This window comes from Thalassovita mangrovi (assembly GCF_009857745.1).
In the GTDB taxonomy this organism is placed as follows: domain Bacteria; phylum Pseudomonadota; class Alphaproteobacteria; order Rhodobacterales; family Rhodobacteraceae; genus Thalassobius; species Thalassobius mangrovi.
Genome location: NZ_WWEN01000002.1, coordinates 955,659 through 979,450 on the forward strand (window position 1 = coordinate 955,659; position 23,792 = coordinate 979,450).

Below are 23,792 nucleotides of genomic sequence, written 5' to 3' on the forward strand. Positions count from 1 at the left end.
GCCGGGTCAATACATGCTTTCGATCAAGGCGGCGTGTCGCGTGTTCACGAAATTCCGCTTGAGTTTCATCGTCGGAGTAAGTTCCTCATCTTCCGCCGTAAGCAGAATGTCGATCAAGCGGAAATCCTTGATCTGTTCGACCTGGGCGAAGGATTTGTTGACCTCCTTCACCACGTCGCCGATCAGGTCGACCACTTCCTTGGCGCGGGTGAGCGAGGCGAAATCGGCATAGGGGATTTGCCGGTCCTGTGCGAAGCGTTCGACGTTTTCCTGGTCGATCATGATCAGGCAGGTCAGGTATTTGCGCCGGTCGCCGATCACCACCGCATCGGAAATATAGGGCGAAAACTTCAGTTTGCTTTCGATCTCGGCGGGGGTGATGTTCTTGCCGCCTGCGGTGATGATGATGTCCTTCAGCCGCCCGGTGATCTTCAGCGCGCCGTGATTGTCGATCATGCCGACATCGCCGGTCTTCAGCCATCCGTCCTCGGTAAAGGTCTCGGCGCTCTTTTCCGGCTTCTTCCAGTAACCGGCAAAGATGCCCGGCCCCTTGAGCTGAATTTCCCCGTCCGGCGCGATGCGCATCTGCGTGCCCGGCAACACCTCACCCACGGTGCCGACGAAGTTGCAAGCCAGCGTGTTGACCGTGGCGACGCCTGCGGTTTCGGTCATGCCGTAGCCTTCCAGCAGATGCACCCCGATCGCTTCGAACCAGCGCAGCAGGTCGGGCGAAATCGGCGCCGCCCCGGTGGTGCAGCGGCGGGTACGCGAAAGCCCCACCAGGTTGCGCAGGTTGCGCAGCACCAGAAGATCGGCCAGCGCCAGGTTCAGGCTGTCGACGGGGCCCAGCCGCCGTCCGTCTTCCTTGGCCAGCGCCTTCTTCATCCCCGCCGCGACGGCCCAGTCGAAGGCCTTGCGCCCGACCCATCCCGCCTCGGACCGCATGATGCTGATCCGGCTGTAGATCTTTTCCCAGATCCGCGGCACCCCGGTGAAGGAATGCGGGCTGACCTCGCGCAGGTTGTCGAAGACGGTTTCGGGGCTTTCGGCGAAATTCACCTTGCAGCCCGCGAGGATCGGGAAGTCGACCGAAATCAGCCGTTCCAGCACGTGGCACAGCGGCAGGAAGCACAGCAATTCGTCAGTCGGGAAGAATTCCAGCGTCTGTTCACCGGCAAAGCCCTGATACATCATGTTGCGATGGGTGATCATCGCCCCCTTGGGCGGCCCTGTGGTGCCCGAGGTATAGATCAGCATCCGCGCGTCCTGCGGCGTCACCGCTTCCAGCGCGGCCTCGAACTTCTTCGGATTGGCCTGTTCCTCGGCCTGCCCCAGTTCGATCAACTCGTCCCAGAACATCACCTGCGGATCGCTGAAACTGGCCAGCCCGTCGCGGTCGAAGACGATGACCTTGTGCAGCCCCGGCATCCGATCACGGACTTCCAGAAATTTGTCGAGCTGTTCGTCGTTTTCCACGAACAGGAACGGCGCGCCGGAATCGTTGATCAGATAGGCCAGCTGTTCGGCGCTGTCGGTGGTATAGACGCCCGAGGGGATGCCGCCCACCGCAGCCACGCCCAGATCTACGTACAGCCATTCGCGCCGGTCCTCGGACAGGATCTGCACCGGCTGGCCCTTTTCCAGCCCCATCGACAGCAAAGCCAGCCCGGCCCATTTGCCGCCCTGATAATAATCGGTCCAGCTATAGGCCTGCCAGACGCCCAGTTCCTTTTCCCGATGCGCGGTCTGATCGCCCAACTCGTGACAGCGCTTGGCCCAGAGCTTCACCATCGTGTCGCAGCCATCCATCGCGATGGGCGCGTCGTCGGGGATGATCATGTCCTGTGTCATCTCGACCATCGCTCACCTCCACGTCTTGCGCCGTTTCCAGCGCTTTTGCCCGCGTTGGGTTTCTTCCTGCCGGCCCAGGTAGAATTCCTGGATATCGTCGCTGGCGCGCAGGTCTTCGCAGCTGCCCGCCATCACGATCCGGCCCATTTCCAGAACGTAGCCCTTATGCGCCGTGTGCAGCGCCACATTGGCGTTCTGTTCCACCAAGAGCATGGTCACGCCCTGTTCGGCATTCAGCCGCTTGATGATGGCGAAAATTTCCTGCGTCAGCAGCGGCGACAGGCCCAATGATGGCTCATCCAGCAGCATCAGCTTGGGCCGCGCCATCAGGCCCCGGCCGATCGCCAGCATCTGCTGCTGGCCGCCCGACAGGAACCCGGCCGACTGCGCCCGGCGTTCCTTCAGGATCGGGAAATAGCTGTAGACCATGTCGATATCGTCGCGGATATCGGCGCCGCGCCTTGTATAGGCGCCCATGCGCAGGTTTTCCTCGATGCTCAGATAGGGAAACACCTCGCGCCCCTCGGGGACATGGGCCAGCCCCATGGCGACGATCTTGTCGGGTTCCATCCCTTCGATGCGCACCCCGTTGAAGTCTATGCTGCCCTTTTCGGGGTCCATCAGCCCGGAAATCGTTTTCATCAGCGTCGTCTTGCCCGCCCCGTTGGCGCCGAGAATGGTGACGATTTCGCCCTGTTCCACCGTCAAAGACACGCCGCGCAGGGCCATGATCGCGCCATAGAAGGTTTCGACGTTGCGGATATCCAAAACGCTCATGCATCCACCTCCGTACCAAGATAGGCGGCCTTGACCTGCGGGTCGGCCTGCACCTCTGCGGGGGTTCCCATCGCCAGCGGTTCGCCATTGGCCACGGCCAGAACCCGGTCGCTGACCTGGTTCACCAGACCCATGTCATGTTCGACCATCAGCACGGTCAGCCCCATGTCGCGGCGCATGTCCTCGACCCAGTAGGCGACGTCCTGGCTTTCCTCAACCGACAGGCCGGATGCCGGTTCGTCCAGCAGGATCATCTTCGGTCCCATCGCCAAGGCGCGGCCGATTTCCACCACCTTGCGCACGCCGTAGGGCAGACCCGCGATCAGCTTGTCGCGATAGGCTTCGAGTTCGAGAAACTCGATCACCTCCTCGACCTTTTGCCGGTGGCCCCGTTCGGCCCGGCGCACCTTGGGCAGGAACATCATGTCCTGCACCCAGTTGGTGGACCGGTGCGTGTGCCGCCCCATCAGCAGGTTGTCGAGCACGGTGGAATGATCGAACAGTTCGATATTCTGGAAGGTCCGCGCGATGCCCAGCGGCGCGATCTGATGCGCCGACAGGTGGGTGATGTCCTGCCCGTCGAAGCGGATGGTGCCGCGCGTCGGTTTGTAGAAACGCGAGATCAGGTTGAAGATCGTCGATTTCCCCGCCCCGTTCGGGCCGATGATGGAAAACACCTCGCCCGGCTCGACGCTGAAGGACACGCCGTCCACCGCCTTCACCCCGCCGAAATGGATGGCGAGGTCTTCGACCTGCAACAGGCTCATCGCATCCTCTCCGTCTTCAGATAGGTTTTCTGGCGGCGGAACATGTCGCGCCGGGCCAGCGGGAACAGCTGGAACCAGACCCGCAGCTTCAGCCAGCGGCCATAAAGCCCCGCCGGTTCATAGATGATGAAGCCCACCAGGATCGCCGAGAAGATCAGCGTGTCGAGCCCGGGGATCGAACCCAGATCGATCCCCGTCGTGCTGTTCAGCCCGTCGCGCAGGATCGCGATCAGTTGCGGCACGGCGGTGATCAGGATCGCGCCGAAAAACGCCCCCTGGATGAAGCCCAGCCCGCCGATGGTCACCACCAGCAGCAGGTTGATCGAGATGAAGACCGAGAACAGCTCATAGTTAAAGAAGCTGATGTAATGCCCCATCAGCGCCCCGGCCAAGCCCGTCATCGCGCAGCTGAGGCCAAAGGCCAGCGCGCGGGTGCGGGTGACGTTGATGCCAAGCGCGCGCGCCGAAACCTCGCTGTCGCGCACCGCAAGGAAACTGCGCCCGGTCGGGCTGCGCAGCAGGTTGGCGTATAGCCAGGTCACCAGAACCACGCAGCCAAGACACAGCCAGTAGAAATTGTTCAGGCTGGCATAACGGTCGAAATCCACCCCGGCGATGGTGATCGACGGTGCGAAGATGCCCCCCACCCCGCCGGTGATCGGTTCCAGGATGATGATCATCTCTTCCACGATGACGAAGAGCGCCAGCGTCGCGATGGCCAGGTAGATGCCCGACATCCGCACCGCCGGGATCGCCACCAGCGCCCCGAACAGTCCCGCAGCCAGACCTGCCAGCGGGAAGGCCACCACCCACGGCACGCCGATATTCATCAGCGCCGCGTCGGTATAGGCCCCGATCGCCATGAAGGCCGCGTGCCCCAGGCTCGCCTGCCCGGTATGCCCCACCAGCACCATCAGCCCCATCCCCGCCAGCGACCAGATCAGCGTGTTGGTCGCCTCGGCCAGGTAATATTCCCCCACCAGGAAGGGCAGCACCGCCATCACCGCCACCAGGGCGATGATCTTGCCGCGCGCCCACCAGTCCTCGTGCAGGTCGATGTCGTTGTCGTAGCTTGTCTTGAAAATCACTTTCATCGGCTCAGACCTTTTTCGCGTAGATCTGGGCGAACAGCCCGTTCGGCCGGGTGACCAGCACCGCCAGCATGATGATATAGGGGCTCATCTGGCTGATCCCGCCGGGCAGGTAGCGCGCAGCCACCGGTTCCACCACACCAATCAGGATACCGCCCAGCAAAGCGCCCGGCAGGCTGCCGAAGCCGCCGATCACCGCCGCCGCGAAGGCCTTGATCCCCAACAGCCCGATATTCGGGTCAATCGCCCCCTTTGAGGCGTAAAGCACCCCCGCGATGGTCGACACCACGCCCGACAGCGCCCAGATCGTCGAATTGATCCGCCGCACCGGCACGCCCACGATATAGGCCGCCATCTGGTTCTGCGACGCCGCCTGCGCCGCCAGTCCGATCCGGGTGTATTGGAAAAACAGCCACAGCCCCAGCGTCAACAAGCCGGTGACGATGATGGTGACCAAATCTTCATAGCCGATAATGACGCCGCCGAAATGCAGGCTTTTGCCGGCAAACGGGGTTTCCAGAACCAAGGGCGTGAAGCCCCAGATCGCGCCGGCGGCGAAGCGGAACACGAACCCCATGGCGATGGTCAGGATCACCAGCGCGAATTGCGGCTGGCCGAAGATCTGCCGCACCACGAAACGGTCGACGCCGTAGCCGACCCCGCCCATGATCGCGGCGGCCAATATCACTCCGGGGATGAAGGGCAGCGCCCAGTAATCGGCATTGACCAGCCCAAGCGCCACGAAGGCGCCCAGCATCATCATGTCGCCCTGGGCGAAGTTCACGCCCTCGGTCGCCTTGTAGATCAGCACGAAACCAAGCGCGACCAACCCGTAGACGCAGCCGGTGGCGACACCACCGATAATCAGCTGTATCAGTTCCATCCCTGCCCCTTTCTGGCCGCGCCTCTTGCGGGCGACTGACCGAAAAGGACATCGGTCCTTTCCCCGCACGAACGGGGGGCCGGGGGCAGTTCCCCCCGGGTGCAGTACGCATCCATGCCGTCTCCTCCCTCGACCGAATGAACGCTGTTGACTTCAGCTAAACACGGGTGTTCAATTTCTGTCAACAACGATGATTGACCCCCAATGAAAACCGTCAAATCCCGCATCATCCACGCGGCCATGCGGCTGTTCGCCCGCCAAGGCACCATGCACATCGCCGTCAGCGATCTGGCGAAAGAGGCGGGTCTGTCGCGCGGCACGATCTACAACAACGTCACCAATCCCGATGACCTGTTCCAGATCACCAGCCGGATGATTTTCCAGGAATTGCGCGACAGCGTGCGCGCCAGCCTCGATGAGGACGAAGACCCCGCCCTGCGGATCGCCACCCTGATCCGGCAACAGATAAGGCGGGTGCATGACGAACCCGACTGGGGTCGGTTCATCGCGCTGTTCGCGATGACCGAACCGCAGCTGGGCAAGTTCTGGGCGATGGAACCGGCCGACATCATCCGCAAGGGGCTGGCCATCGGCCGCTTCGATGTCCCGGCCTACCAGATCCATTCGGTCACCACCCTGGGCGGCGGCGCGATGATGGGATCGATTTCGCAGGTGCTGCAAGGGACAGTGACTTGGCGCAAGTCCGGTTCGGAAATCGCGGAACTATATCTGCGGGCAATGGGAATCGGCCGGCGCGAAGCGCGCCGCCTGGCATCCGTGGATTTCGACCCGCTGCCGCGGCTGGACTTTTCGGAAGTGGCAAAGGGGCTGACCGGACCGGAGGCGATGGCCGGATCAAACTAGGTTTTGGAGGAGAACCCGATGGCGGAAACCGCTTATATCTATGACGCGATCAGAACACCCAGATCGAAGGGCAAGCAGGACGGGTCGCTGCACGAGGTGAAGCCGATCAACCTGGTGACCACGCTGCTGAACGAAATGCAGCAGCGCCACGATCTGGACACCTCGCGCGTCGATGACGTGATGCTGGGCTGCGTGACGCCGGTGATGGAACAGGGATCGGTGCTGCCCAAGGTGGCGCTGCAGAAGGCCGGATGGGCCGAAAGCGTCCCCGGTGCGCAGCTGAACCGGTTCTGCGCCAGCGGCCTGGACACGTTCAACACCGCCGCCGCCAAGATCGCCAGCGGCTGGGAAGACGTGGTCTGCGCCGGCGGCTATGAAAGCATGAGCCGGGTGCCGATGGGCGCCGATGGCGGGCCGTTCGCCGAAGACCCCGAAACCTCGATCCAGACCGGGTTCGTGCCGCAGGGCATCGGCGCCGACCTGATCGCCACGCTCGAAGGCTGGAGCCGCGACGATGTCGATGCCTTCGCGGTGGAATCGCAAAAACGCGCCGCCCATGCCCGCGACAGCGGCTGGTTCGACCGCTCGGTGGTGCCGGTCCGGGACGAAAACGGCGTGGTTATCCTCGACCGGGACGATTTCATCAAGCCGGGCACCGACATGCAGACGCTGGCCTCGCTGAAACCCAGCTTCGCCATGCCCGGCAAGATGGGCTTCGACGCGGTGGCCTTGGCGAAATACACCGATGTGGAACGGATCGATCACGTCCACACGCCCGGCAATTCGTCAGGCATTGTCGACGGCGCTTCGCTGGTGCTGCTGGGCAACGAACAAGCGGGCAAGGACCTGGGCCTTACCCCGCGCGGCCGCGTGGTGTCCATCGCGCTGACCGCGACCGACCCGACCATCATGCTGACCGGCCCCGGCCCGGCGTCGCAAAAGGCGTTGGCCAAGGCCGGGCTGAGCATCGACGACATCGACCTGGTGGAAATCAACGAAGCCTTCGCCTCCGTCGCGCTGCGGCTGCAACGCGATCTCGACGTGCCGGACGAAAAACTGAACGTCGTGGGCGGCGCCATCGCCATGGGGCATCCCTTGGGCGCGACCGGCGGCTGCCTGGTGTCCACCATGCTGGACGAGTTGGAACGGCGGGGTCAGAAACGCGCGCTCATTTGCATGTGCGTCGGCGGCGGCATGGGCATCGCCAGCATCATCGAACGGGTCTGAGGGGGACGGACATGACTGATTTCATTTACGAAAAGGATGCCGACGGCATCGTGACCGTCACCATGGACATGCAGGGCCAGTCGGCCAACACGATGAACGAACGCTACGTTCCGGGCATGGACGAGGTTCTGAGCAAGCTGCGCGCCGAGGACGTCCTGAAAGGCGTCGTCTTCGCCTCGGCCAAGAAAACCTTCTTCGCGGGTGGCGATCTTGGGCTGATCCTCGGGATCGACAAGGCGGATGACGAGACCTTCCACTATATCGAAGAAAACAAGCGCCCCTATCGCGAGCTGGAACAGCTGCCCGTTCCGGTCGTCGCTGCCATCAATGGCGCGGCTTTGGGTGGCGGCTATGAGCTCTGCCTGGCCTGCAACCACCGCATCATCGCCGATGTGAAGGGCGCCGTCGTCGGCCTGCCCGAGGTGACCTTGGGCCTGCTGCCCGGCGCCGGGGGCGTGGTGCGGCTGACCAAGCTGCTGGGTTTGGAGAAGGCGCTGCCGCACCTGACCGAGGGCAAGCCGGTGAAACCGCAAGCGGCGCTGGCCGAGGGCATGGTCGATGCCGTCGTCGGCAGCACCGACGAATTGATCCCGGCCGCCAAGGCGTGGATCAAGGCCAACCCGGATGCCCACACGCAAGCATGGGACCAGAAGGGGTTCCGTTATCCCGGCGGCGACGCTTTGCACCCCAAGGTGCGGCAGATCGCGGTGGCCGCGCCGGCGGTGCTGTACCAGAAAACCCGTGGCCTGCTGCCCGCCCCCGCCAAGATCCTCGACATCGCGGTGAATTCGATGCGGATGGGCTATGACGCGGCCCTGCGCAACGAAAGCCGGGGCATCTGTGCCTTGGCCGTGACGCCGGAATGCAAGGCGGCGATCACCACCTTCTTCTTCGGGATGCAGGCGATCAAGGGCGGCAAGGTCCGGCCCGAAGGCGATCATTGGCAGGCGAAATCCGCCGCCATCCTCGGCGCCGGCATGATGGGCAGCGGCATCGCCTGGGCCCATGCCAATGCGGGCCTGCCCTCGGTGCTGAAGGACATGGAGATGGACAAGGCCGAGAAGGGCAAATCCTACACCGCGATGCTGGCCGACAAGCGGATCAAGCGCGGCCGGATGGATGAAGCCAAGAAGGATCAGCTGCTGTCGCAGATCGTCCCGGCGACCGAGGACAGCGCCTTCGAGGGCACCGACCTGATCATCGAAGCGGTGTTCGAAGACATCGCCCTGAAGGAAAAGGTCATCCCCGAAACCTTCAAGATGCTGGGCGAAAACGGCATTTACGGGTCGAACACCTCGACCCTGCCGATTTCGATCCTCGCCGAATCCTGCCCCGACCCGAGCCGCTTCATCGGGCTGCATTTCTTTAGCCCCGTGGACAAGATGAAGGTTGTCGAAATCATCCTGGGCGAAAAGACCAGCGAGGAAACGCTGCGCAAGGCCTACGATTACGTGCAGCAGATCGGCTACATGCCCATCGTGGTGAACGACAAACGGGGCTTCTTCACCTCGCGCGTGTTCTCGACCTATCTCGACGAAGGCATGGCGCTGATGCGCGACGGCATGGCCCCGGTCGCGGTGGAACGCGCCGGGTGGCTGGCCGGTATGCCGGTGGGCCCGCTCGCGGTGCATGACGAAACCTCGCTGGTGCTGTCGCAGAAGATCCGCAAGACGCATGAGGCGCTGGACAAGCGGCTTGGCGTGGAAAACGGGTTCTCCATCGACATGGAGGCCGGTAATCCCATCGTCGACGCGATGATCGAACAGGGCCGCGGCGGGCGGCATTACGGCGGCGGTTTCTACGAATACGCCGCTGACGGCTCGAAATCGCTGTGGTCCGGGCTGGATCAGTTCGCCAAGGGCAATGCCGAGATTTCGATGGAGGACGCCATCGACCGGCTGCTGTACCGCCAGGCGATCGAAACCCTGCGCTGCCTGAATGAAGGCGTGCTGCGGACCGAGGTGGAGGCCAACCTTGGCGGCATCTTCGCCATCGGTTTCCCGGCCCATACCGGCGGCGCGATCCAGTTCATCCGAGGGCTAGGAATCGATACCTTCGCCGCCCGCGCGGCGGACCTGGCGGATCGCTTTGGCGAACGCTTTGCACTCGACGCCAGCGCCTTCGACATCCTGCGCGACAAACAGGCCGTCGCGGCATGAGCGGACCGCTAAAGGGCATGAAGGTGGTCGAGATGGAAGGTCTCGGCCCCGCCCCCTTGGCCGGGCAGTTCCTGTCCGACCTCGGTGCCGAGGTCACTCTGATCACCCGCAAATCGGGCAAGCCCGACCCCTCCGACATCAACAACCGGGGCAAGCGATCCGTCGCCCTGAACCTGAAAACGCCCGAAGGGATCGAAGCTGCGCTGAGGCTGATCGAGGGTGCGGACGTTCTGATCGAGGGCTTCCGCCCCGGCGTGATGGAACGGATGGGTCTGGGGCCTGAGGTTTGCCACGCGCGCAATCCGGCTCTGGTCTATGGCCGGATGACCGGCTGGGGCCAGACCGGGCCGATGGCGCAGATGGCGGGGCATGACATCAACTACCTCGGGCTGACCGGGGTGCTGAACGCCATTGGCAAGAAGGACGAACCGCCCATCCCGCCGCTCAACATCGCCGCCGATTACGCCGGGGGCACGATGTTCCTGCTGCTGGGCATCCTGTCGGCGCTGTTCGAACGGCAAAGCTCGGGCAAGGGTCAGGTGATCGACGCAGCGATGGTCGACGGGGCACCGGCGCTGCTGGCGCTGGTGCATTCGATGATCGCGCGCGGCCGCTGGGGCGAGGAACGCGAAAGCAACTGGCTCGACGGCGGCGCGCCGTTCTACCGCACTTACGAATGCGCCGACGGCAAATACGTCTCGGTCGGGCCGCTGGAGCCGCAATTCTTCGCCCAACTGGTCGATCTGGCCGGGCTGTCCGAGGATCACAAGGCGACCCAATATGACGAAACGTCATGGGCGCAGCGGCGCGACAGCTATGCCAAGGTGTTCACGGCGAAGACCCGCGACGAATGGGTGGAAATCTTCGACGGCACCGATGCCTGCGTCGGCCCGGTGCTGAGCTGGAGCGAAGCGCCCGACCACCCGCATATGCAGGCGCGCGGCGTTTTCACCGATGTGGGCGGCGTGATGCAGGTCGCCCCTGCACCGCGTTTCGACCGCACCCCGCCGGGCCCGGTGGGCACCCCGCCCGCCCCCGGCGCCGATACAGACAGCGTTCTGGCCGAACTGGGCTATGACGCCGACACGATTGCCAGCCTCCGCGACAGCGGTGTGCTGACCTGAGGAGGAAAGACATGAGCGACGTGATCCGCATCGACCGTGACGGGGCCATCGCCACCGTCACCCTGACCCGTCCCGAGGCGTTCAACGCCATCAACGCCGACATGCGCAAGGCGCTGATCGACACGGTGGCCGAAATTGACGCCGACGACGCGATCCGGGTGGTGATCCTGAAGGGCGAAGGCCGCGGCTTCTGTGCCGGGGCCGACCTGAAGGGCGGGCTGCCGCCCCGGACCGACAACATGCTGGAAACCGAATACCGCCCGTCGCTGGAAGGCATCGCCAAGTCGCCCAAGATCTGGATCGCGCAGGTGCACGGATCGGCTGCCGGGATCGGCGCGGCCTATGCGATGAATTGCGACATGGTGACGATGGCCGACAACGCGTCGCTCTACATGGCGTTTGCCGCGATTTCGCTGGTGCCCGATGGCGGCAACACCTGGCTGCTGCTGAAGGGGATGGGATATCACCGCGCCCTGCAGGCAATCATTGAGGGGCAGAAGATCCCCGCCGCCGATTGCCTGCAATACGGGCTGGTGAACCAGATCGTGTCCGAGGACCAACTTGAGGCCGAGACCCGCGCCCTGGCCGAGCGCATCGCCAATGCCGCGCCGCTGGCGGCGCAGGCGGCCAAGCGCATCCTGCGCAATATCGGCGAAGGGTCCTTCGGCGACGCCTTCAGCGCCGAAGCGCGCGAACAGCAGGTGCTGACCCAAACGGACGATTTCCGCGAAGGCGTGCAAGCCTTCATCGAGAAACGCAAACCAGACTTCCAAGGCAAGTGAGACCCCAATGACCCTGCCCGCCCAATTGCAAAACCTGCGGATCCCGCTGATCGGCAGCCCCTTGTTCATCATTTCCAACCCCGATCTGGTCATCGCCCAGTGCAAGGCCGGCATCATTGGGTCCTTCCCGGCGCTGAACGCGCGCGAAAAGGACGGTGATCCGATCCTGCTGGAGGCCTGGCTGACCCGGATCAACGAGGAACTGGACCGCTACAATCAGGCCAACCCCGACACCCCGGCGGCGCCCTACGCGGTGAACCAGATCGTGCACCGGTCGAATACCCGGCTGGAGCGCGATATCGAGATTTGCGTCAAGCACAAGGTGCCGGTCTGGATCACCTCGCTGGGTGCCCGGGTCGAGGTGAACGAGGCCGCCCATTCGGTCGGCGGCATCACCCTGCATGACGTGATCAACGACCGCTTCGCCCACAAGGCCATCGAAAAGGGCGCCGACGGTCTGATCGCCGTGGCCGCCGGTGCGGGCGGCCATGCCGGTGCGCTGTCGCCGCTGGCCTTGGTGCAGGAAATCCGCGCCTGGTTCGACGGGCCGCTGTTCCTGTCGGGGTCCATCGCCACCGGCGATGCGCTGCTGGCGGCGCAGGCGATGGGCGCGGATGGCGGCTATGCCGGGTCGGCCTTCATCGCCACCGAGGAAGCCAATGCCGAGGACCGCTACAAGCAGATGATCGTCGAAAGCGGCGCGTCGGACATCGTTTATTCCGACCTGTTCACCGGGGTCTGGGGCAATTATCTGAAACCCTCCATCGCGGCTGCGGGGATGGACCCGGAGAACCTGGAACGCTCGGACCCCTCGAAGATGAATTTCGGCGAGAGCCGGGAAAAGCCCAAGAGCTGGAAGGAAATCTGGGGATCGGGCCAAGGCATCGGTGCGGTGAAGGAAGTGGTTCCGGCGGCAAAGCTGGTGGACCGGATCGCGGGCGAATATTTCGCCGCCTTCGAGCGGCTGTCGGGTCAGGTGGCGCGCTATCGGTGAGGGGGATGGGGGGCGCTGCCCCCCGCTGCGCCTTGCGCAGCTCCCCCCGAGGTATTTGGGCCAAGATGAAACGGCAGGTCAGTGTTCCGGATCGGTCGCCAGGTCGGCGAGGATCGGGCAATCGGGGCGGTTGTCGCCGGCGCAGCAGGACACCAGGTTGGCCAGTGTCGCGCGCATCTGCTGCAGCTCGGCCAGCTTGGCGTCGATCTTTTCCAGGTGATCGCTGGCGATGCGTTTGACATCGGCGCTGGCGCGGCTTTGATCCTCATAAAGCGTCATCAGGTTGCGGCAATCCTCGATCGAAAAGCCAAGCGCCCGGGCGCGGCCCAGAAAGGCCAGCTTGTGCAGGTCGCTGTCGCGGAACGTGCGGTAGCCGTTGGCGCTGCGCAGCGGCGTGATCAGCCCGATATCTTCGTAATAACGGATGGTTTTCGCAGGCAGGCCCGAGCGGCGGGCGACGTCACCGATATTCATGCCATTTCCTTTCCCTGGCTCAGACGGGGCGCGGCGAAGCGCAGCCGCAGCGCGTTGCCGAGCACGAAGACGCTGGACATCGCCATCGCCCCGGCCCCCAGCATCGGCGACAGCTGCCAGCCGAGCGCGGGATAGAACAGCCCGGCCGCGACCGGGATCAGCACGGTGTTGTAGCCGAAGGCCCAGAACAGGTTCTGGCGGATATTGCGCATCACCCGGGCCGACAGGTCGAAGGCGGTGACAACCCCGGTCAGGTCGCCCGACATCAGCACCACGTCGGCGCTTTCGATGGCGACATCGGTGCCGGTGCCGATGGCGATGCCGATATCGGCATGGGCCAGCGCCGGGGCGTCGTTGATGCCGTCGCCGACGAAGGCAATGGGGCCGGAAGCGCGCAGGCTGTCCAGCGCTTCGACCTTGCCCTGCGGCAGCACCTCGGCCACCACGTGATCGATGCCCAGCTGAGCCGCGATGACCTGTGCCGTGGCGCGGTTGTCGCCCGTCACCATCGCCACCTTGAGGCCCATACCGTGCAGCGCATCGATGGCGTCGCGGCTGGTCTGCTTGATCGGGTCGGACACCGCCAGCACCGCGGCGAGGTCCCCGTCGATGGCGGCAAAGATCGGCGTCTTGCCCTGTTCGGCCAGCGCCTGCGCCGCCGCTTGCAGCGGTGCGGTGTCGATCTTGCGCCGGGTCATCAGCCGTTCGGCCCCGATCATCACCCGCTGGCCCTCGACCGTGGCCATCACGCCGTAGCCGGTGACCGATCCGAATTTTTCCGCCCGCGGCAGGTCCGGCCCCGCCGCCTCCACGATGGCGCGCGCGATGGGGTGTTCCGACTGCGCCTCGACCGCCGCGATCTGGCGCAGCACGGCGTCCTTGTCGAAGCTCGCTTCGACCTGCAGATCGGTCAGCACCGGGCGCCCTTCGGTCAGCGTGCCGGTCTTGTCCAGCGCCACGGTTTCGCCCCCCTGCAGCGCCTGCAACGCGTCGCCCTTGCGGAACAGCACGCCCAATTCGGCAGCCCGCCCCGTCCCCACCATGATCGAGGTCGGCGTCGCCAGCCCCATCGCGCAGGGGCAGGCGATGATCAGCACCGCCACGCCGGCGACCAGGGCATGGGTCAGCGCCGGGGCGGGGCCGAAGACCAGCCAGGCCAGCACGGTCAGCACCGCGACGCCCATGACGGCAGGGACGAACCACATGGTGATCCGGTCGACCAGCGCCTGGATCGGCAGCTTGGCGCCCTGCGCCTCCTCGACCATGCGGATGATCTGCGCCAGCATGGTGTCGGCGCCGACCCGGGTGGCGCGGAAGCGGAGGACGCCGGTGCCATTGACGGTACCGCCGGTCACCAGATCGCCGGGGTGCTTGGCGACCGGGATGGGTTCGCCCGTCACCATGCTTTCATCGACATAGCTTTCGCCCGAGATCACTTCGCCATCGACCGCGATCCTTTCGCCGGGGCGGGTCAGGACGATATCGCCCTGCACCACCTCGGCCAGCGGGATATCCGCCGCCGCCCCATCCCGTTCGACCCGCGCCTGTTTCGGCTGCAGCCCGATCAGCTTGCGGATCGCAGCACCCGCGCGGCCCTTGGCGCGGGCTTCCAGATAGCGGCCCATCAGGATCAGCACCACGATGACGGCGGCGGATTCGTAATACACCGCGCGGCTGGCGGCGGGCAGCAGCCCGGGCAGGAAGGTCGCCACCAGCGAAAACCCGTAGGCCGCCGCGGTGCCCATCGCCACCAGCGCGTTCATGTCCGGCGCGCCGCGCAGCAGCGCCGGGAAGCCCTTGGCATAGAACACCCGCCCCGGCCCGATCAGCACCAGCGAGGTGAGGGCGAACTGGATCAGCCAGCTGGTCTGCTGCCCGATCGTCGCCATGATCCAGTGATGAAACGGCGGGATCAGGTGGCCGCCCATCTCGACGATGAAAACAGGCAGAGCCAGCACTGCGGCCAAAATCAGCTTGCGCCTGAGCGCCTGCGCCTCGGCCTCCTTGCGGTTTTCCTCCTGCGGCGGCGCGTCCTCGGCGAACTCCGCCTCATATCCCGCGTCGTGCACCGCGCGCAGCAGCGCGGCGGGATCAGTTGCCCCGTCCAGCAGGCTCACCCGGGCGGTTTCCGTGGCCAGGTTCACCTGCGCCGACATCACGCCGGGCACGCCCAACAGCGCCTGTTCGACATGACCGACGCAGGAGGCGCAGGTCATGCCGGTGATGCGCAACTGTCGCTCCGTCTGCCGGGCCGGATAGCCCGCCTTGTCCAGCGCCGACACCACCCCGGCGGGGGTGGCGGGGGCGTGGTAACGAACCTGCGCGGTCTCGCTGGCGAGGTTCACATTGGCCGTCTCGACCCCGTCCAGCGCCTTCAGCGCCTTTTCCACCCGGCCGACGCAGGCGGCGCAGGTCATGCCGGTGACGGGTAATCGCAGCGTTTCGTCAGGCAGGGTTTGATCGGTCATGGCGTGGTTCCTTCTGGTCCTGACAGGGCAGATGGTGCTTCCATCTACTGGAAGGTCAAGGCTGCAGCATCATTTTTATCGAAATCCCCCCGCCCCTCTTGACCTTCCCCCGCGGGAAGGCCCAATCAATCGGGGCAAACCGAAGGAATTAGAACGTGATCACCTTCCATGTCCCCGAAATGAGCTGCGGCCATTGCACTGCGAAAATCGAAACTTCGGTCCAGGCGGCCGACCCCACCGCGCTTCTGATCTTCGATCTGGACAGCAGGCAGGTGGAAATCGACAGCGCCGACGAAAGCGATGCGCTGCTGGCGGCGATCAAGTCGGCGGGATTCGAGGCAAACCTTCTATGAGGCCGGGCCTTCTCTGACACCTAGCGCGAAAACCGCGCCGGGCCAGTCGGATAGCCTCATCACCCGGCGCATCGGTCGTGAGGTAGTTTAAGCCGTCGATGCTATGGAAACTAGCATGTCACTGATTCTGACAGGACAAGCTCGGCCAGTGAATTCGTTGTCACCCTAATTAACATACACGCGTTTCAAGCTGACAATCGGGATCAGATTTGCGGATACCAACACAACGCTACCCCATAAAAAGGCAGGCCTACAACTCAAAGGGGTCTATTCTACCTGCGACGCCCGTGCCATATGTCAACGTATGACACCAGAAATCCACGATCTCTCGACCTTGAAGCTGAAACTAAAACGCACAACGGGGAAGCCTGCGAGCTTCTTGGTTGGTGCTCCGTTTTCATGGGATGAGGGACGTGGTGTTCCCCCCGTCGGCGGCTTCATTGAACTCATACGCAAAAGGGTTGCAGCAGAAGGCAGCAGCTACTCGGAGGACTTGGAAAAGCGATTGGAAGGTGCTGGAGCAGCGGGACAATACCAAGCTGCGATGTCCTTCGTTTATACCGTCTTCGACGCCGATGTGGTCTCAGAAATCGTCCAAGACGCAGTCTTGTCTGCCCGAAAGCCGGGTTCTCCAGTTCTTGATCCAACAGCAGATTTTGATGGCGATCCGAATGACTGGGACCTCTCTCGCGGCCAACGCGGGCTTGCGCATTTAGTTAAGCTCGATCCGAACAGGTTTCCGGGACCAGTCTTCACCACGAATTTTGACCCTATGATTGGGCTTGCGTTGCAACAGCAGGGCATCCGTTACCGACCCTACACGATTCCATTGGAAGGGTCTTTAAATGCGCCAATCAGTGTCGCCCGTGATGAGGTGAACATCTTCCACCTGCATGGCTACTGGCGAAACTCGCCTACGCTGCATAGCCCCGAGCAGCTTGAGGCGAAGCGGCAGCAGCTTCAAGCGTCCTTGGAAAAACACCTGAACCAAACTAATCTTGTCGTCATGGCCTACAGCGGCTGGGACGACATCTTCACATCAGCGCTCGCCAACTGCCTCAGCACAGACACTTTCAGTGGAACCGTTACATGGTGCTTCTACGGCAATAGCCCGGCTGAAATTCGCGAGCAAAATGCGGCTCTGTTTGAGAAATTCAAAGGCGGCATCCAGCAAGGGCGGATCACGTTCTTCCACGGCGTCAACTGTCACACCTTCCTCGACGAGCTGATCGCTGATCTTGGGTTCGATACCCCGACACGTTCGGCAATCGAAAGTTCACCGCTGGCCGGGTGGGAAGTGATCACGACAGAACGCCTCGACAACCTCACCCCCCTGACTGGCGACGAAGCTGTACGTTTCTTTGACGGGGCGATCCCAACACTACGTCACGCGATCAGCCCCCTGATCCCAAGGTTGAGTCAGACCGCGAGGCTTGTCGAAAGGATCGATCAAGGGCTTGCCAACACCGCCGCCTGCACCATGCAAGTGGTTCGCGCGGCAGGTGGTGAAGGTAAGTCGACGGCTCTGTTGCAAGCGGCGGTTACGGCGGCAACGGAACGCGACTGCATCGTGCTGCATCGCCCTTCCACCGATGCTGGTCTGAATCCAGACGTCGTCGCCTCGTTTGATCCGGCTCACCGCTGGGTGCTGGTTGCTGATGACGCAGAGGGGCTGATCAGCGATCTTTGGGAATGCGCCGTTCGCATGCACGACGCTGGACGGCACAACGTTACTTTCTTGCTGGCCGCGCGTGACGCCGACTGGATTGCTGAAAAGGGTGACCAAAAGGGTTGGAATGGGCGGCTGACTCGTCTTGATGATCTCGTGTTGGGCGGCATCAACGAAGGCGACGCGGAACTTGTCGTCGACGCTTGGAGCGAACAGGGTGATGCTGGTCTACGGGGGCTGATGTCCGAGAAATCCCGGGATGAGCGCATTAAGAAACTCGTTGCGGCGACGCGGGCACAAGATGTCAAAGCTGGCGACGGCAGTTTCTTCGGTGGCTTGCTCGACACTCGGTTCTCGGCAGCAGCACTGCTAGACCACGTCGTTACACTGATGGAGCCGCTACGCGACCGGGACATCGATGGCGGAACGGGCACTCTCTACGATGCCTTGCTCTACGTTGCGAATTGTCATGCGGTAGGGATGCCGGGACTTGAGAAAAGAGTTCTCGCGTCGATCTGCGACTTGCCGGTCAATCGCGTGTCGACGGTGATCACGGGCCAGCTTGGGCGCGAACTCGGCGCAGCAGAAAGCCGGGGTCATATTCTCACGCGGCACAGGCGGGTTGCCGAGGCGGTCACGGTCGCCTCAGAAACACGCTTCGGCTCGAACCTTGAAGACATTTGGGATGCGCTTGTCGAACACATTGCTCGGCTCGGACGAGAGGAAAAAGACATTGGTGAGTGCTTCAATTGGATAATCCACGCGGGGTCTCGTCTCAAACGGAGTCTGCCATCTGGATTGGATGATGACCGACGGGGCGCAATTGCTGTCGAAGCCGCCTATGCTGCCGTGAAGCATCAACCCGAGTGGCTCGGCGTAGTCGTAGATCTCGCGCGTGCACTGCGGTTATCTGGAAGGCCCGCCGAGGCCTGCAAAGAGATGTCAGACCGCCTGAAAACCGCGAGGGGAAAGCAAGACCTCCTTCGGATTATTCGGGGCTATTTCTACGAATGGAGCACATGCGCCGGAAACCTGCGGACGCGACAAGGATCGCTTGCAGGCGCATGGTTGGCAGCGTTCTCGCTGTCCGACAGTTTGCCGCCAGAGGTCACGCTTGAGCGAGCGAAGCTGTCCTGTGCGGGGCTTGGGGTGGCTTTCGAGAACCTCCTGTCGGGAGTTCCCGATAGTGCCTTTGCAAAAGGACGGCGCGCAGCCACTCATCTCGGCTGGCAGACCAATCCCGATCCACGAGCGGCTGGCTATTTCGAGCGACACCAATCGGAACTGGATGAAGCAGGTACACCCGTACCAGCGGACAACGACGAAGCACTGGTGTGGCTCAGCGAGGCGGCTCAGTCGGCGCACGCGGAACTCGATGATGCCCTGCTCCGGAACTTGCAGAAGAACGGACGGCTCACCTTCAAGCGATTGCGCGAGTGCCTCGACAAGCCGTAGCTTGACCGATCTCCCGGAACTTTTTGGGAAACATCGATGTTACGAACTGACTTCGAAGTTGGCCCGTGTCTAGTTCAGAAGTTTGCGGGAAGGGTTCCGATTGGGTGCCGCGCTAGGACCTCTGTACCCGGACTTTCGGTACGAGCCGAGACACATCTTGCAGATCGAATTGTCATGCGGTTGCAAGTGCTCGGCCAGCTTGGTTGCCTCCTCCAGCGTCTCACAACCATGCCACTTGCCATACTTTGCACCGCCGCCACCGCGACCAGTCCCTTGATTGCAGTTCACGCACTCTGCTGTGTGTATCTTCGCGAAATTGTGCTGCTCGCTCGAATAGACCCAGAACGCTTCCTGCCCATTGTCGACCGTCGGTCCAGCCACTAGGTCGGTAGATGCACTACGTTCGCTGGCTTTGACGTCCGCCAGGTAGGCGTCTGTGAGTTCCAGCAAATCGGAGATTTCCCAGACCCGATCCGTTAGGCCTATCTCCATAGCTGGTGTCGCCTGCTTCTGTTTCAGCACTTCCCCGATCTCTCTGCAAATCCGTGTTTTGGGATATGGGAGCCAACAATAGTTGTAATACATGATCGTCAAGGCCAAGGCGCGTTCGTGATGTCGGAGTTTCTTCGAGAACGCGTTGCTCTTCCTCGTGAATCTCTTGTTGAACATCCGAAGGGTCAGGTTGAAGCGTTCGACCGCGTACGTTGTGATCGACTTTTCCTCTATGTCGCCCGCTATGACCCTGCGCTCGGCCCCTTGATAGCGGCTTGCAGGCGTCGGTTCGCCCGCCTCGTTGGTTTGGCTTTACTGCTTGATGAGCATTGCTCGGTCAGCTTCGTCTCCGAAAACGATCTCTCCCGCTTCGTCATATGCCATCAAGCCGTCCGTCAGAATCTCCAACCTCTGAGTGAGTTGGCCATTCTCATCGACCTCCAGCTTGTCTCTAATCGATTGATAGAACGCGCGTGCGTCCGCTAGCTTCCGAGCACCCAGTCGATAACCCACAATAAACTTGGTGTCGGAGCAGATAGCGAGGTAGGTCCATACCGTGCCTGCGCCGACCTCTTGTACCTTCTGCCGCGCGACATTCTTCTGCTTCACTTTCACGAAAGACCAAAGCTCGTCCGCCTGAATCTGGCGCACTCGTAGCCTACGAGTCCGTGAGATATGGCGAATGGCCATTTCGCCAACATCACTGGCGAGTTTCGCCACAGTCTTGTTGCTCACCTTGTAGCGACGCTCGCATGATCGTTGCGAAGCGCACTCGACCAGTGAGTGAACGATTCCTTCCCTCGTTTCTTGACTCAGCCGGTTCACTTTTACTCCAAGACTTTATGCGCCCCGCAGTCGAGTATCTCATTAAGCGTATCAGTGCAACGTTTTTAATATCGATGAAACGTTTTATCTCTGCTATAAAGCAAAAAGGAACCAAACGTACAGGGGAAGGCGTCATGAAGCTGAGAAGCGGTTGGAGCGTCGAGTTTCAAACATTCGGAGCCAAAGAGGTTTTGGAGATAACACGGTTGCCGCAGGCGTTGCTGCGTCTCTGGAGGCAAAGAGGTTATTTCCCCGAGAAGGAGAAAGGGCGATGGGCTAAATACGACGCGAACGAGATAGCTAGTATTTATTTGCTGTACGCGTTTTCTAAGTTGGGCATGGCCCCCTCTCACGCGGCGCACTTTGCAGGCGACCTAGCTCCTGACCTACTGTTCTTCGCAACACTTTCCGTCGACGGGGCCTGCGAATTCCTCGGGCCACCGTCAGAAGTTGACGTCATGCGCCGTGAATTTGACGACTCTTTCGATCTGGCACGATCAGTGATCGAGCCGAAAGACGAAAGGCGTTATGTTGTGTCGGTGCACGGCTCTGCCTTCGAAAGGATTGGCGATCTTAACGACATGATCAACTCTGAAGCCAGCGAGTACTTTTCCTGTATCGACCTTGTGGCAGCGGGACGCGGGATCGCCATACGTGCGCAAAGACCTCTTGTCACTTTCAGATTTTCGACGGATCAAGCTGAGGCACCAAAGGCTCGGAGACTGTCGCATGGCCAGACATAGACCGACTGGCCCCAGAATAGCGTCACCGGTGATTTGTCAGAATCAGTGACATGCCAGTTTCCATAGCATCGACGGCTGAAACTACCTCACGACCGGCGCATCCGTGCGCTTGACTTTACCGCTGCAATCCCTAGATAGGCGGTATCGCTGCGCTGCCGCGTGAGCATGCCGCGCCGGGTCGGATCGACCTCGGGCGCACCAGCGATGAACCAGTTCCCATCACGCAGGGTTCTCCGGACGGGCCGGGTCACACGGGAAGCGCCCGTGCGATTTCGAGGCACCGCCGAACCCCGATTGATGTCGCACCGCGTGCGGCATGAGAAACCCGGCGCCGGGCCGTCCGAGGACGTCTGCGCGCCCTGAAAGGACATTACGTGTCAGACTTTTCTTCGCTCGGCCTCGGGCCGACGATTCTCAAGGCGCTGGAACGCGCCGAATTCACCCAACCCACCAAGATCCAGGAAAAGGCGATCCCGCTGGCGCTGGACGGCCATGACATCATGGGCCTGGCCCAGACCGGCACCGGCAAGACGCTGGCCTTCGGCCTGCCGATGATCGACCGGCTGCTGGACGAACCGGGCAAGCCGTTGCCGAAAACGGCCAAGGCGCTGGTGCTGGCGCCGACCCGCGAACTGGTGGGCCAGATCGCCGACAACATGCGCCCGATGGTGCAGAACACCCCGCTGAAGATCATGACGGTCGTGGGCGGCCAGTCGATCAACCGGCAGGTCAACGCGCTATCGCGCGGCACCGACATCCTGGTCGCGACGCCGGGGCGGCTGATCGACCTGATGGATCGCGGGTCGGTGGACCTGTCGACCGTGCGGTACCTGGTGCTGGACGAAGCCGACCAGATGCTGGACATGGGCTTCATCCATGCGCTGCGCAGGATTGCGCCCAAGCTGGGCACGCCGCGCCAGACCATGCTGTTTTCCGCCACCATGCCGAAACAGATGGAAGAGCTGAGCCGCAGCTACCTGACCGATCCGCGCCGGGTCGAAGTCGCCCCGCCGGGCAAGACCGCCGACAAGATCGAACAGTCGGTGGAATTCATGGAAAAGGGCGACAAGCCCGGCCGTCTGCGCGAAATCCTATCGGAAGACACCGACGCGCTGACGCTGGTCTTCATGCGCACCAAGCACACCGCCGAGCGGCTGATGAAGAAACTGGTCGCCGACGGCTATAACGCCGCCTCGATCCACGGCAACAAGAGCCAGGGCCAGCGCGACCGCGCCATTAAGGGGTTCCGCGAAGGGTCGATCACCGTGCTGGTCGCCACCGACGTGGCGGCGCGCGGCATCGATATTCCCGGCGTGGCGCGGGTGGTCAATTTCGACCTGCCCAATGTGGCGGAATCCTATGTCCACCGGATCGGCCGCACCGCACGGGCCGGGCGCGAAGGCGTCGCCGTGTCCTTCTGCGCGCCCGATGAACACGATTACCTGCGCGATATCCAGAAACTGGTCGGGCTGGATTTCGGCCTGCCCGCGCGCAAGGGCGGTGGCAATGGCGGTGGCAACGGCGGCCGTCCCGGCGGCGCCAAACCCGCGAACGGCGCGGCGAAACCGGGCGGAAATTCCCGCAACCGCAATCGCAACCGCCGGCGCAGAGGCGGGGGCGGCAAACCCGCCGCGGCCAAGATGCAGTCGGCCTGACGCCGGACCCGCGATCTGAAAACAAAAAACGCCAATGCTGGAAAAGCATTGGCGTTTTTCTTTGGCATCTGCCCCGGCAGGGTAGTTAGCGCACCGCGCCCTTTTCCGCCGCCCGGGTGGGCACCAGCGCCCGCACCAGGTCCTTCATGTGCAGGATGCCGACGTCTTCACCGTCCTTCTGCACCTTGAAGTTATGCGAGGTGTCGCCCTCGGACAGCTCGATCAGCTTTTCGAGGTTGTCGTTCGCATCCACCACGCCGGAAAATTCGGTTTCTCCGTTCAGCGGCGACATGACCGAGCGCACCCGCAGCACCCGGGCCCGGTTGATGTCGCTGACGAAGTCCTCGATATACGGATCGTTGGGGTTCAGCAGGATATGCTGCGGTTCACCCTGCTGCACCACGTAGCCGTCCTTCAGGATCACCAGGTGATCGGCCAGCTTCAGCGCCTCGTCCAGATCGTGGGTGATGAAGACGATGGTCTTCTGCAATTCCTTCTGCAATTCCAGCAGCAGGTCCTGCATGTCGGTGCGGATCAGCGGGTCGAGCGCCGAAAACGCTTCGTCCATCAGCATGATGTCGCTATCCGAAGCCAGCGCGCGGGCGATCCCCACCCGTTGCTGCATGCCGCCCGACAACTGGTGCGGATAGTGATCCTCGTAGCCGTCCAGCCCGACCCGTTGCAGCCAGGGCCGACCGTGGCTTTCGGCCGAGGCTTCGTCCTCGCCGCGCACCAGCCGCGACATGCCCGCGTTCTGCAGCACCGTGCGGTGCGGCAGCAGTGCGAATTTCTGGAACACCATCGACATCTTGTTGCGGCGCAGGTTGCGCAGCTGTTCCTCGTCGTAGTCCAACACGTTTTCGCCATCGACGATGACCTCGCCGCTGGTCGGTTCGATCAGCCGGTTCAGGTGGCGGATCAGGGTCGATTTACCCGACCCCGACAGCCCCATGATCACGGTGATTTCCCCGGCCTGCATGTCGACATTGATGTCCTGCAGCCCCAGCACGTGGTTGTACTTTTCCAGCAGCTCGGGCTTGCCCATGCCGGAATGGACATGCGGCAGCATCGCTTGCGGGTCGTCGCCGAAGATCTTGTACAGCCCGCGGATCGAGACTTTGGGTTCTTTGCTCATGTCC

The 23,792-nt window shown here is 62.7% G+C and carries 20 protein-coding genes; 10 read left to right on the forward strand and 10 right to left on the reverse strand.

Annotated elements, in window-relative coordinates:
- Positions 1–6: 6 nt before the first annotated feature.
- The 5 genes from GR167_RS06395 to GR167_RS06415 are packed head-to-tail and all read right to left on the reverse strand — an operon-like array spanning position 7 to position 5,369.
- Positions 7–1,860 (reverse strand): AMP-dependent synthetase/ligase, encoded by a 1,854-nt coding sequence (locus GR167_RS06395; protein WP_160972580.1) that lies wholly within the window; start codon positions 1,858–1,860, stop codon positions 7–9.
- Positions 1,861–1,863: 3 nt separating this feature from the next.
- Complete coding sequence (locus tag GR167_RS06400) at positions 1,864–2,628, reverse strand: ABC transporter ATP-binding protein (protein ID WP_160972581.1); 765 nt, start codon at positions 2,626–2,628, stop codon at positions 1,864–1,866.
- On the reverse strand, positions 2,625–3,395 hold the full coding sequence (locus tag GR167_RS06405) for an ABC transporter ATP-binding protein (RefSeq protein ID WP_160972582.1): 771 nt from the start codon (positions 3,393–3,395) through the stop codon (positions 2,625–2,627). Before GR167_RS06405 ends, GR167_RS06400 begins: the two co-directional genes overlap by 4 nt.
- Positions 3,392–4,489: a branched-chain amino acid ABC transporter permease gene (locus GR167_RS06410; protein ID WP_160972583.1), complete on the reverse strand. Its 1,098-nt coding sequence runs from the start codon at positions 4,487–4,489 to the stop codon at positions 3,392–3,394. Before GR167_RS06410 ends, GR167_RS06405 begins: the two co-directional genes overlap by 4 nt.
- 4 nt (positions 4,490–4,493) lie before the next feature.
- Positions 4,494–5,369, reverse strand: coding sequence for a branched-chain amino acid ABC transporter permease (locus tag GR167_RS06415; RefSeq protein ID WP_160972584.1), 876 nt, complete (start codon positions 5,367–5,369; stop codon positions 4,494–4,496).
- Between the two features lie 204 nt (positions 5,370–5,573).
- Between GR167_RS06415 and GR167_RS06420 the strand changes: the two genes are divergently transcribed.
- From GR167_RS06420 to GR167_RS06445, 6 genes are read left to right on the forward strand one after another with little or no spacing between them, the layout of a single operon-like run.
- A complete protein-coding gene (locus GR167_RS06420; RefSeq protein WP_160972585.1) occupies positions 5,574–6,233 on the forward strand; it encodes a TetR/AcrR family transcriptional regulator in 660 nt (219 codons plus the stop codon).
- 18 nt (positions 6,234–6,251) lie between these two features.
- On the forward strand, positions 6,252–7,460 hold the full coding sequence (locus GR167_RS06425; protein ID WP_160972586.1) for an acetyl-CoA C-acetyltransferase: 1,209 nt from the start codon (positions 6,252–6,254) through the stop codon (positions 7,458–7,460).
- A gap of 11 nt (positions 7,461–7,471) precedes the next feature.
- On the forward strand, positions 7,472–9,619 hold the full coding sequence (locus GR167_RS06430) for a 3-hydroxyacyl-CoA dehydrogenase NAD-binding domain-containing protein (protein WP_160972587.1): 2,148 nt from the start codon (positions 7,472–7,474) through the stop codon (positions 9,617–9,619).
- Entirely contained in the window at positions 9,616–10,743 is a 1,128-nt protein-coding gene (locus GR167_RS06435) for a CaiB/BaiF CoA transferase family protein (RefSeq protein WP_160972588.1), read from the forward strand. The genes GR167_RS06430 and GR167_RS06435 overlap by 4 nt, the downstream gene beginning before the upstream one ends.
- 11 nt (positions 10,744–10,754) lie before the next feature.
- Positions 10,755–11,525 (forward strand): enoyl-CoA hydratase/isomerase family protein, encoded by a 771-nt coding sequence (locus GR167_RS06440; RefSeq protein ID WP_160972589.1) that lies wholly within the window; start codon positions 10,755–10,757, stop codon positions 11,523–11,525.
- A 7-nt stretch (positions 11,526–11,532) separates the two neighbouring features.
- Positions 11,533–12,519, forward strand: a complete 987-nt coding sequence (locus tag GR167_RS06445) for an NAD(P)H-dependent flavin oxidoreductase (RefSeq protein ID WP_160972590.1) — start codon at positions 11,533–11,535, stop codon at positions 12,517–12,519.
- 78 nt (positions 12,520–12,597) lie between these two features.
- Here the strand turns inward: GR167_RS06445 and cueR are convergent, their stop codons facing one another.
- Both cueR and GR167_RS06455 read right to left on the reverse strand, forming a co-directional pair.
- Positions 12,598–12,993: a Cu(I)-responsive transcriptional regulator gene (gene cueR / locus GR167_RS06450; protein WP_160972591.1), complete on the reverse strand. Its 396-nt coding sequence runs from the start codon at positions 12,991–12,993 to the stop codon at positions 12,598–12,600.
- Positions 12,990–15,461: a heavy metal translocating P-type ATPase gene (locus GR167_RS06455; RefSeq protein WP_160972592.1), complete on the reverse strand. Its 2,472-nt coding sequence runs from the start codon at positions 15,459–15,461 to the stop codon at positions 12,990–12,992. The genes cueR and GR167_RS06455 overlap by 4 nt, the downstream gene beginning before the upstream one ends.
- 155 nt (positions 15,462–15,616) lie before the next feature.
- Here GR167_RS06455 and GR167_RS06460 point away from each other — a divergent pair, with 155 nt between their 5' ends.
- Both GR167_RS06460 and GR167_RS06465 read left to right on the forward strand, forming a co-directional pair.
- Entirely contained in the window at positions 15,617–15,814 is a 198-nt protein-coding gene (locus tag GR167_RS06460; RefSeq protein WP_370741257.1) for a heavy-metal-associated domain-containing protein, read from the forward strand.
- A gap of 304 nt (positions 15,815–16,118) precedes the next feature.
- Positions 16,119–18,938: a P-loop NTPase gene (locus tag GR167_RS06465; protein ID WP_160972593.1), complete on the forward strand. Its 2,820-nt coding sequence runs from the start codon at positions 16,119–16,121 to the stop codon at positions 18,936–18,938.
- 69 nt (positions 18,939–19,007) lie between these two features.
- Here GR167_RS06465 and GR167_RS06470 read toward each other — a convergent pair whose 3' ends face one another.
- Positions 19,008–19,607, reverse strand: coding sequence for a hypothetical protein (locus tag GR167_RS06470; protein WP_160972594.1), 600 nt, complete (start codon positions 19,605–19,607; stop codon positions 19,008–19,010).
- Between the two features lie 135 nt (positions 19,608–19,742).
- Positions 19,743–20,165, reverse strand: a complete 423-nt coding sequence (locus GR167_RS06475; RefSeq protein ID WP_160972595.1) for a hypothetical protein — start codon at positions 20,163–20,165, stop codon at positions 19,743–19,745.
- Between the two features lie 164 nt (positions 20,166–20,329).
- Here GR167_RS06475 and GR167_RS06480 point away from each other — a divergent pair, with 164 nt between their 5' ends.
- Entirely contained in the window at positions 20,330–20,998 is a 669-nt protein-coding gene (locus tag GR167_RS06480) for a MerR family transcriptional regulator (RefSeq protein WP_160972596.1), read from the forward strand.
- Positions 20,999–21,372: 374 nt separating this feature from the next.
- On the forward strand, positions 21,373–22,653 hold the full coding sequence (locus GR167_RS06485) for a DEAD/DEAH box helicase (RefSeq protein ID WP_160972597.1): 1,281 nt from the start codon (positions 21,373–21,375) through the stop codon (positions 22,651–22,653).
- An 85-nt stretch (positions 22,654–22,738) separates the two neighbouring features.
- Here the strand turns inward: GR167_RS06485 and GR167_RS06490 are convergent, their stop codons facing one another.
- Positions 22,739–23,788: a quaternary amine ABC transporter ATP-binding protein gene (locus tag GR167_RS06490; protein WP_160972598.1), complete on the reverse strand. Its 1,050-nt coding sequence runs from the start codon at positions 23,786–23,788 to the stop codon at positions 22,739–22,741.
- Positions 23,789–23,792 lie beyond the last annotated feature (4 nt).

Bases quoted from the DNA above. Each gene is read 5' to 3' on its own strand.
- cueR (WP_160972591.1), bottom strand. From the start codon at position 12,993: ATGAATATCGGTGACGTCGCCCGCCGCTCGGGCCTGCCTGCGAAAACC.
- GR167_RS06410 (WP_160972583.1), bottom strand. From the start codon at position 4,489: ATGAAAGTGATTTTCAAGACAAGCTACGACAACGACATCGACCTGCAC.
- GR167_RS06430 (WP_160972587.1), top strand. From the start codon at position 7,472: ATGACTGATTTCATTTACGAAAAGGATGCCGACGGCATCGTGACCGTC.
- GR167_RS06440 (WP_160972589.1), top strand. From the start codon at position 10,755: ATGAGCGACGTGATCCGCATCGACCGTGACGGGGCCATCGCCACCGTC.
- GR167_RS06415 (WP_160972584.1), bottom strand. From the start codon at position 5,369: ATGGAACTGATACAGCTGATTATCGGTGGTGTCGCCACCGGCTGCGTC.
- GR167_RS06490 (WP_160972598.1), bottom strand. From the start codon at position 23,788: ATGAGCAAAGAACCCAAAGTCTCGATCCGCGGGCTGTACAAGATCTTC.
- GR167_RS06435 (WP_160972588.1), top strand. From the start codon at position 9,616: ATGAGCGGACCGCTAAAGGGCATGAAGGTGGTCGAGATGGAAGGTCTC.
- GR167_RS06425 (WP_160972586.1), top strand. From the start codon at position 6,252: ATGGCGGAAACCGCTTATATCTATGACGCGATCAGAACACCCAGATCG.
- GR167_RS06470 (WP_160972594.1), bottom strand. From the start codon at position 19,607: ATGTTCAACAAGAGATTCACGAGGAAGAGCAACGCGTTCTCGAAGAAA.
- GR167_RS06420 (WP_160972585.1), top strand. From the start codon at position 5,574: ATGAAAACCGTCAAATCCCGCATCATCCACGCGGCCATGCGGCTGTTC.
- GR167_RS06405 (WP_160972582.1), bottom strand. From the start codon at position 3,395: ATGAGCCTGTTGCAGGTCGAAGACCTCGCCATCCATTTCGGCGGGGTG.
- GR167_RS06400 (WP_160972581.1), bottom strand. From the start codon at position 2,628: ATGAGCGTTTTGGATATCCGCAACGTCGAAACCTTCTATGGCGCGATC.
- GR167_RS06455 (WP_160972592.1), bottom strand. From the start codon at position 15,461: ATGACCGATCAAACCCTGCCTGACGAAACGCTGCGATTACCCGTCACC.
- GR167_RS06480 (WP_160972596.1), top strand. From the start codon at position 20,330: ATGAAACGTTTTATCTCTGCTATAAAGCAAAAAGGAACCAAACGTACA.
- GR167_RS06465 (WP_160972593.1), top strand. From the start codon at position 16,119: ATGACACCAGAAATCCACGATCTCTCGACCTTGAAGCTGAAACTAAAA.
- GR167_RS06445 (WP_160972590.1), top strand. From the start codon at position 11,533: ATGACCCTGCCCGCCCAATTGCAAAACCTGCGGATCCCGCTGATCGGC.
- GR167_RS06395 (WP_160972580.1), bottom strand. From the start codon at position 1,860: ATGGTCGAGATGACACAGGACATGATCATCCCCGACGACGCGCCCATC.